The 2,292-nt window shown below is 63.6% G+C and carries 3 protein-coding genes; all 3 read left to right on the forward strand.

What is annotated here, in order from left to right; genetic code table 11:
* Positions 1-168: 168 nt before the first annotated feature.
* Positions 169-891 (forward strand): 5-oxoprolinase subunit PxpB, encoded by a 723-nt coding sequence (pxpB, locus tag AC1DT3_RS18410; protein ID WP_477466673.1) that lies wholly within the window; start codon positions 169-171, stop codon positions 889-891.
* Positions 888-1,913 carry a 5-oxoprolinase subunit C family protein gene (locus AC1DT3_RS18415; protein WP_477466674.1) on the forward strand — a complete coding sequence of 342 codons (1,026 nt, stop codon included), beginning with the start codon at positions 888-890 and terminating at the stop codon, positions 1,911-1,913. The genes pxpB and AC1DT3_RS18415 overlap by 4 nt, the downstream gene beginning before the upstream one ends.
* Before the next feature lie 212 nt (positions 1,914-2,125).
* Positions 2,126-2,292 (forward strand): LacI family DNA-binding transcriptional regulator (locus tag AC1DT3_RS18420; protein ID WP_477466675.1); only part of this gene is annotated, 167 nt, incomplete at its 3' end.

The following is a 2,292-nucleotide window of genomic DNA, read 5'->3' on the forward strand; positions in this document are numbered from 1 at the left end:
CTGACCGCCGGTGAGCGTTGCACGAAGCGCAAGGCGGAACGCTTTCGCCGTAAGGGGTTCCAGGCGGACGGTCAATGGGCGCGAACCCGGTCTTGGAACGGACTGCGACGGGCGCTATGAAGGGCTCGAATGCACTGAACCCGACATTCGTTAATTGCGAGCGCTGTCTTGTTTCTGAGACCGAGGATTTTGACCTGTGGCGACGGCGCGATCTCCGTGGAGTTCGGCGAGGCGATCGATCCCGAACTCAATGGGCGAGTACTGGCGCTCGACGAGATCATGCGCAATGCGCCACCGGTCGGCGTCATCGAAACCGTTCCGACGTACCGATCGCTAATGGTCCATTTCGATCCCGTCACGACCGACTATGACGCGCTAGAGCGGTTCCTCCTGAACAGCGCGCACGCCTTGCAGGTCTCCGCCATGGCCCGTCGCCGTTGGAAGGTGCCGGTCGTCTATGGTGGCGCATTCGGGATCGACCTGGAGGATTTCGCTGCGCAGCATGGATTGACAGTGGAGGGCGTGATCACGCGTCACGTCGATGCCGTTTACCGCGTCTACATGATCGGCTTCATGCCGGGCTTCGCCTATCTCGGCGGCCTCGATCCAGCTTTGGCGACACCCCGTCGGACCCATCCGCGCGCAAAGATCCCGAGTGGTTCGATCATCGTCGGCGGAGCGCAGGCAGGGATCAGCTCGGTCGAATGCCCGAGCGGCTGGCATCTCCTGGGGCGAACCCCTGTGCTCAGCTATCTTCCGACGCGCGACCCGATTTTCCTTTTCGAGGCCGGCGACGAGATCGTTTTCGAACGGATCGACGCCGTGCGTTGGGACGACCTGGAGCGCGCGGCGATTGCCGGCGAGCCGGTAGCCGAGCGCGTTTCGTCATGACCGATCTCCTTGTCAAATCGTGCGGGCCGATGACCACGATCCAAGATCGCGGGCGCTTCGGCTATCAGCGCTTCGGCGTTTCGCCGTCCGGMGCCATGGATAGGCGCGCCCTCGCCCTCGCCAACGCGCTTGTCGGAAACCCTCTGGAGGCGGCGGCAATCGAATTGATGAACCTCGGTGGTTCGTTCGAATGCGTTGGCGGCAGCCTCCGTGTCGCGGCAGCAGGCGCTGGTGTCACCGTCGCGATCGACGGCAAGCCGGCCCCCTCGCAGACGGCGGTGCTCGTTCGAGAGGGGCAGATCCTGCACGTAGGCCATCCCCGCAGCGGCACCTTCGCCTATCTTGCAGTCGGTGGCGGGTTTGCCCTCGAGCCGCAATTGGGCAGTGTCTCCGTGCATCTGAGGTCGCGCCTCGGAGGGATCGACGGACATCCGTTGAGGGGCGGGGACCGGGTGCCGTGCGAAGGGACGGGTGCCGGCCCCTTGCTTCACGATCCGATCGAGCTGATCGAAGAAAGCGGGCCGATCCGCGTGATGATGGGTCCACAAGATGACTATTTCTCCGAGGAGGGACTGCAAACGTTCCTTCAGCARGAGTTCATTGTAAGCCCGCAGGCGGATCGGATGGGCTATCAGTTGAGCGGACCGCAGATCGAGCATTTGCGAGGCTTCAACATTGTGTCGGACGGAATCGTCGCCGGTCACGTTCAGGTGCCGGGGAGCGGATTGCCCATCGTTCTGATGCGCGACAGGCAGACGGCCGGAGGGTATCCGAAGATTGCGACTGTCATCAGCGCCGACCTTGACCGGTTCGCGCAGATGCGGGCAGGAACGCCAGTTCGCTTCCGCGCCGTCGGACGCGAGGACGCATTCGCCGCGGCAGTTGGATTCGACGAGTGGTTGGCGAACGTCGCGTCCAGGCTCGTTCCGGTTCGTTACGAGCCGACGACAGAACGCTTGCTCGCGATCAACCTGATCGGCGGCGTCGTTAGCGCGGGAGGCGAGGCGTCCGAGCCCGCCTAAAGCCTCCCTCGCGCCCAGTGAACGCGGCGACAATCACACCCGCCTCTTCGCATCGCGCGATTCCGTTTTGCCGCTTGTGTTACCATGCCAACGGATGAAGGTGGATCTATCCTTGGCGAACAATGTTCGTTAATGAGGCGACCTGTGCGGCCTTGCGAATTCGCGCCGGGCGTTGCTGTCGTGCCGTCATTTCTTCCGGGAGCCCTTCGCCCATGTCTGCGTCTGACCGCGATGAGCGCACGAAACTGGAGCGTGGAGGGCGTGGCTTCATCACGGCGGCCGATGTGGCACGGCAAGCCGGCGTGTCGCGATCGGCGGTATCCCGCACATTCACCCCAGGCGCCAGCGTCTCTCCCGAGGTGCGTGAACGGGTTCAGCA

The organism is Microvirga sp. P4_G7 (genome assembly GCF_056401005.1).